This window comes from Acaryochloris sp. CCMEE 5410 (assembly GCF_000238775.2).
Taxonomy (GTDB): domain Bacteria; phylum Cyanobacteriota; class Cyanobacteriia; order Thermosynechococcales; family Thermosynechococcaceae; genus Acaryochloris.
In genome coordinates this window covers 1,278,256-1,285,000 of the sequence record NZ_AFEJ02000002.1, presented here as the reverse complement: position 1 = coordinate 1,285,000, position 6,745 = coordinate 1,278,256, and the positions used below count along the sequence as shown (strand labels likewise).

General features: G+C 50.6%; 2 protein-coding genes, 2 tRNA genes and 3 rRNA genes (1 of these 7 cut by a window edge). 6 read left to right on the top strand and 1 reads right to left on the bottom strand.

The features are described 5' to 3' along the window. The 6 genes from ON05_RS26755 to ON05_RS26730 form a co-directional block, all read left to right on the top strand. A 16S ribosomal RNA gene (locus tag ON05_RS26755) occupies nucleotides 1-152 on the top strand (it extends 1,350 nt beyond the left edge of the window). A gap of 170 nt (nucleotides 153-322) precedes the next feature. Continuing rightward, a tRNA-Ile gene (locus ON05_RS26750) sits at nucleotides 323-396 on the top strand. 14 nt (nucleotides 397-410) lie between these two features. Then, nucleotides 411-486: transfer RNA gene (locus ON05_RS26745), tRNA-Ala, on the top strand. A gap of 208 nt (nucleotides 487-694) precedes the next feature. Next, nucleotides 695-3,565: ribosomal RNA gene (locus tag ON05_RS26740) — 23S ribosomal RNA — on the top strand. Nucleotides 3,566-3,630: 65 nt separating this feature from the next. After that, nucleotides 3,631-3,747: ribosomal RNA gene (gene rrf / locus ON05_RS26735) — 5S ribosomal RNA — on the top strand. Together the 16S, 23S and 5S rRNA genes with 2 tRNA genes alongside form the textbook arrangement of a ribosomal RNA operon. 287 nt (nucleotides 3,748-4,034) lie before the next feature. After that, a complete protein-coding gene (locus ON05_RS26730) occupies nucleotides 4,035-4,361 on the top strand; it encodes a hypothetical protein (RefSeq protein ID WP_010476318.1) in 327 nt (108 codons plus the stop codon). Between the two features lie 51 nt (nucleotides 4,362-4,412). Here the strand turns inward: ON05_RS26730 and selD are convergent, their stop codons facing one another. Next, nucleotides 4,413-6,668 (bottom strand): selenide, water dikinase SelD, encoded by a 2,256-nt coding sequence (gene selD / locus ON05_RS26725; RefSeq protein WP_010476319.1) that lies wholly within the window; start codon nucleotides 6,666-6,668, stop codon nucleotides 4,413-4,415. Nucleotides 6,669-6,745: the final 77 nt, after the last annotated feature.

Here is a 6,745-nt window from a genome sequence, read left to right as displayed (position 1 = left end):
GTACACACCGCCCGTCACACCATGGAAGCTGGCCACGCCCGAAGTCGTTACCCCAACCCTTGTGGAGGGGGACGCCGAAGGTAGGGCTGGTGACTGGGGTGAAGTCGTAACAAGGTAGCCGTACCGGAAGGTGTGGCTGGATCACCTCCTTTTAGGGAGACCTACTTGGTAACAGCCGAACTCACGTATATAGGCGTTAGACAAGTCATCCCAAGGTCGGTCGAGGAGTCTTAGCTTTCAAACTATTCTAGGTTTGGTGAAAACTCTAGGATCAGATTCAGGAGTCTTGCACTTTTGAATCTGTTTTAGAGTTAAACACCACGGGCTATTAGCTCAGGTGGTTAGAGCGCACCCCTGATAAGGGTGAGGTCCCTGGTTCGAGTCCAGGATGGCCCACTCATTATTTATTTGGGGGTATAGCTCAGTTGGTAGAGCGCCTGCTTTGCAAGCAGGATGTCAGCGGTTCGAGTCCGCTTACCTCCACCAAATAAATTTTCTAATTTTTCTAACTCGATACGGATCATTGCCTCTTGCAAGCTGTTTTGTCTAATTTTTTATTGACATGACATCCTGCTGGATGCAAGTCCAGCCAGAACCTTGAAAACTGCATAGCATTATAAATTCTGTCAGGTAGGTCAGTTGATTGCCTTGTGCAATGGACTGACATTTACAGACACCAATGAAAACTTTTTGTGGTCAAGCTACAAAGGGCTAACGGTGGATACCTAGGCACACAGAGGCGATGAAGGACGTGGTTACCGACGATACGCTTCGGGGAGCTGGAAACAAGCATTGATCCGGAGGTTTCCGAATGGGGCAACCCTTAAAACGGCTGACTGAATCCATAGGTCAGCACGAGCGAACCCAGTGAACTGAAACATCTTAGTAACTGGAGGAAGAGAAAGCAAACGCGATTCCCTTAGTAGCGGCGAGCGAAGCGGGAACAGCCTAAACCAAGGGTTTTACTCTTGGGGTTGTGGGACAGCGACATGGACTCTAGCGGTTAGACGAAGCAGCTGAATACTGCACCAGAGAAGGTGAAAGTCCTGTAGTCAAAAACTTAAAGATACTAGCTGTATCCCGAGTAGCATGGGGCACGTGAAATCCCGTGTGAATCTGCGAAGACCACTTCGTAAGGCTAAATACTCCTGTGTGACCGATAGTGAACCAGTACCGCGAGGGAAAGGTGAAAAGAACCCGGGAGGGGAGTGAAATAGAATATGAAACCGTTAGCTTACAAGCAATGGGAGGCCGATTTAACGGCTGACCGTGTGCCTGTTGAAGAATGAGCCGGCGACTTATAAGTACTGGCAGGTTAAGACGGAAATGTCGAAGCCAAAGGGAAACCGAGTCTGATAAGGGCGTTAGTCAGTATTTATAGACCCGAACCTGGGTGATCTAACCATGGCCAGGATGAAGCTTGGGTAACACCAAGTGGAGGTCCGAACCGACTTCTGTTGAAAAAGGAGCGGATGAGCTGTGGTTAGGGGTGAAATGCCAATCGAACCCAGAGCTAGCTGGTTCTCCCCGAAATGTGTTTAGGCGCAGCGGTTGAGATTATAGCGGGGGGTAGAGCACTGAATCGGTGCGGGCTGCGAGAGCGGTACCAAATCGAATCAAACTCCGAATACCCCGTGTACACTCAACTAGTAAGACGGTGGGGATAAGCTTCATCGTCGAAAGGGAAACAGCCCAGATCACCAGCTAAGGCCCCTAAATTGTTACTAAGTGGCAAAGGAGGTGGGAGTGCAGAGACAACCAGGAGGTTTGCCTAGAAGCAGCCATCCTTGAAAGAGTGCGTAATAGCTCACTGGTCAAGCGCTCCTGCGCCGAAATGAACGGGACTAAGTAACATGCCGAAGCTGTGAACTTGATTTATCAAGTGGTAGGGGAGCGTTCTACGTTAGGTTGAAGCATTAGCGTGAGCAGGTGTGGACGAAGTAGAAGTGAGAATGTCGGCTTGAGTAGCGAAAACATTGGTGAGAATCCAATGCCCCGAAACCCTAAGGGTTCCTCCGGAAGGCTCGTCCGCGGAGGGTTAGTCAGGACCTAAGGCGAGGCTGAAAAGCGTAGTCGATGGACAACGGGTTAATATTCCCGTACTGATTTTGGATTGTGCAGAGGGACGGAGTAGGCTAAGCCAGCCGGAAGTTGGTTACCGGTTGAAGCGTTCAAGGTGTTGAGGGACGGCGAAAACGTCCTGAGCTGAGGCGCGAGTACGAGGAGATACGTCTCCGAAGTGGCTGATGTCAAGCTTCCAAGAAAAGCTCTAAACACGTTAATCCAAGATTACCTGTACCCGAAACCGACACAGGTAGGGAGGTAGAGAATACCAAGGGGCGCGAGGTAACTCTCTCTAAGGAACTCGGCAAAATTGCCCCGTAACTTCGGGAGAAGGGGTGCCACCGCGAGGTGGTCGCAGTGAATAGATCCAGGCGACTGTTTACCAAAAACACAGGTCTCCGCTAAGTCGCAAGACGATGTATGGGGGCTGACGCCTGCCCAGTGCCGGAAGGTTAAGGAAGTTGGTTAGCTTCGGCGAAGCTAGCGACCGAAGCCCCGGTGAACGGCGGCCGTAACTATAACGGTCCTAAGGTAGCGAAATTCCTTGTCGGGTAAGTTCCGACCCGCACGAAAGGCGTAACGATCTGGATACTGTCTCGGAGAGAGGCTCGGCGAAATAGGATTGTCTGTGAAGATACGGACTACCTGCACCCGGACAGAAAGACCCTATGAAGCTTTACTATAGCTTGGAATTGGGTTCGGGCTTTGATTGCGCAGGATAGGTGGGAGATGTTGAGACAGTGCTTGTGGGCATTGTGGAGTCACTGGTGAGATACCACTCTATCAAGGCTAGAATTCTAACCTTTACCCGTTATCCGGGAGAGGAACAGTTTCAGGTGGGTAGTTTGACTGGGGCGGTCGCCTCCTAAACGGTAACGGAGGCGCGCAAAGGTTCCCTCAGGCTGGACGGAAATCAGCCGCAGAGTGTAAAGGTATAAGGGAGCTTGACTGCAAGACCTACAAGTCGAGCAGGGACGAAAGTCGGCCTTAGTGATCCGACGGCACAGCGTGGAATGGCCGTCGCTCAACGGATAAAAGTTACTCTAGGGATAACAGGCTGATCTCCCCCAAGAGTTCACATCGACGGGGAGGTTTGGCACCTCGATGTCGGCTCATCGCAACCTGGGGCGGTAGTACGTCCCAAGGGTTGGGCTGTTCGCCCATTAAAGCGGTACGTGAGCTGGGTTCAGAACGTCGTGAGACAGTTCGGTCCATATCCGGTGTAGGCGCAAGAGCATTGAGAGGATTCCTCCTTAGTACGAGAGGACCGGGAGGAACGCACCGCTGGTGTACCTGTTATCGTGCCAACGGTAAACGCAGGGTAGCCAAGTGCGGAGTGGATAACCGCTGAAAGCATCTAAGTGGGAAGCCCACCTCAAGATGAGTGCTCTCATGGTGTAAGCCAGTAAGGTCACGGGAAGACGACCCGTTAATAGGCGGTAGATGGAAGCGTGGTAACATGTGCAGTCGAGCCGTACTAATAGACCGAGGGCTTGACCTCATTTAACTGGTGTTGATGACAGAATTTAGCTATGCAGTCTTGAGGGTTTTGACCCTAACAGTCTTCCTGGTGCTTATTGCACGGTGGACCCACTCCGACCCATCCCGAACTCGGTTGTGAAACGCTGTAGCGGCGAAGATACTTGGGGGGTAGCTCCCTGGAAAAATAGCTCGGTGCCAGGTTAATATTTCAAGCAGACCTTCTCCAATGAGAGGGTCTTCTTTTTTGTTGAAAGATCTTAGTCAGATTCTGATGCTAACGCTCGAATTTGGTGGCTTAGTTGAGAATACAGATTGTGGATGAGCAATTTTCCTGGCAGATCGCCCAAGAAACGTAGATTATCGTCTGAGAGTGAGTTAGAGCTAGATGTCTGCAAGAGCTTTCTACTCGTGACGCTTTGACAGGGGATTTCATAAAATGGTACGCCAGTAATAAGCGTAAATATTACCCGTAAAAAAGGAAGGGTATTATGACTGCACATAACTGGCTATTCCCATCTTTACTCTTGGCGATAGTGGTCATCCTGTTTTTACTGCGACGCATTGTCCTGACTGAGCGTCTTGAAAGACAAGTCTTAGGTGATGCCAAAAGCAAGATTAAATCTCTAACGGCACAACAAGAGGAATGGTTAGAGAATATCCAAAAAACTCAAGAAAAATTGGTCATGATGTTTCTGGCTTTGGAGGAAACCAAAAAAGAAGCAGGGCTACAATCTCTGGCGGATGGAGGGCTAGCAGACAAGCTTAAGCTTCAATTGGGGGCGTCCTCTGCGGATAAATTGCTGAAGAATACCTAAATCGAATAAAGCCTAATTCTGTTTATCTTTGCTCTGATCGCAATTCTTTAGCTAATAAATGACAATCGGCTGATGTAGAGCCTTAGAATTTTGTGGCTGAAGAGATGCGACTCTTCCAATAATTACACTCTGCTCATATCCTATTGTCTTCAAGTTCTCTAGACATTTCTCCGCGTGATTTTGGGGGACTGCAGCTAGCAAGCCGCCAGACGTTTGGGGGTCAAATAGTAGGGGCCATAGGGCGTGTGTTTGGGCCTGAGATCGATTAGCAACCCACTTCCCAGCTTTTAAGTTTTGGGGATAGAGGGAGCTATAAATATTTTGGGTGAGGATGTCGGTTACCCCAGCCATGACCGGCAGGTCAGCAAAGTCTAAGTGGATTTGGATGGAGGAATGTCTCAGCATCTCAGATAGGTGGCCGATCAGTCCAAACCCGGTGATATCGGTGCAGGCGGTCGCTTGATGTTCTAGAAAACATTGGGCAGCTGCTTGGTTGGATTTCAGCATGGACTGTACGGCGGCATCAATCCAAACATCACGAGCTTGCTGACGCATGGCTGCTGCGAAGATCAGCCCTGTTCCTAGGGGCTTTGTTAGAATAAGGACTTGATCGGGTTGAATGCTCTGCTTAGATAGGATGAGATCGCGCTTCGCTAACCCATTACAAGCTAGGCCAAAGGCGAGTTCTGCTCCTTCAGTGGTATGTCCCCCGACTAATTCTGCTCCAGCCTGTTGCAGGACTTTTGTTGCCCCTGCAAGCAGGTGATAGAGGGTTTCGGTCAGGACTGGATCGGAGCCATAGGGCAATGTTGCCATGGCTAAGGCGGACTGGGGGGTTGCCCCCATGGCAAACAAATCGCTCAGGCTATGGTGCGCAGCAATTTGACCAAAGATAAATGGGTCATTGATCAGGCTGCGAAAGTAATCGAGGGTATGGACCATCACTTGATCGGGAGGAACCTCGACCACAGCGGCATCATCAGCTCCCCCTAGCCCTACCAAAATATCGTGACGACGGGGAGGATAGTCTTGGCGTAAGCGAGATAAAGTTTGCTCAAGCACTGAGCTACCGACCTTGGACCCGCAGCCTGCACAGGGCATGGGCGTCGTGTCTGGAGATAGGTCAACGTTGGTCCCCATTGCGGGCAACTTGCGAAATTGATCCATAAACTTGCGATCGATAGCATCTTTCCAGCGCCAGAGCCAGGCAGACTCATTGCCAAGGGGCAAGGCCCCCCAGGACATAATGGCTTTGCGATCGCCCGTGCTAATCAGACTCAAAAATTTGGATTGGGGTTTGTAGGTTTGGAGTGCGTCACCTTGCAATAACCGGCGTAGATTTTCGGCTAACGGCTTACCTTGACGGACTGCAAATACCCCAGCTTTAGGGCGTGGCGACGCCACCATGGCTGCAATATCCCCTGCTGCAAAAATGTGAGGATGGGAGACGGACTGTAGGGTGGGTCCCACCTGAATAAACCCGCGTTCGTCAGTGGCGATACCAGATTGTCGAGGCCAAGTAGGTGCAGAGGCTCGGGTGACCCAAAAAATGATATCGCACTCAACCTGAAACCCAGACTCACAGAAGACTTTGCCTTTTTGCACCTGCGATACCGTTTCTTTTAGGTGTAAATTAATCCCTTGCTGACTCAGGATCTGCTGAAAGCGCTGGCGAATCCGGGCATTATGGCCGGTCATCACCTGGGCTCCACGATGAAACAGATGTAGGGTTAGAGTGGACAAGGGCTGCCCCGCCGATTGGAGAATCCGCTGCAATTTGTGCTGAATCGTCAGGACCAGCTCCACACCTCCAGCACCGCCGCCCACCACCCCAATGCTGATCGGCTGATCGGGATGTCGGGTGACACACTCTATTACTTGCTGCCACTGCTGCAGGAAAAATCGCCAGGGTTTAACTGGCACACTGTAGTCCAAAATGCCAGGCACATCTGGTAGTTCTGGGGTGCTGCCAATATCAATGGACAAAATATCAAAGCGAACGGGGGGATGTCCCGCGCAGATAACCCGATTTTGAGCTAAGTCGAGATCGATGGCCCGATCGACATAGAGTTGGGCTTGGGCTGCAGTGGCTAGGTGTCGTAGATCAATATGGCACTCTTCGTAGGTGTAATGTCCGGCTACATGCCCTGGCAACATACCTGAGTAAGGGGTATTGGATTGCTCACTGATTAGGATGATGCGAACGCCGGGTAAAGGATTCATGGCAAAGTTACGGAGTGCGATCGCATGACTATGTCCTCCGCCAATCAGCACTAACTCTTTTTCAAGTGGTTGTTGATTTTTCACAGAATCTCAGACCCCAGAATGGCTGAGTTGATGGTACTCTCTGAAACCGCAACTTGCCTGAGATGGATCTAAAAAAT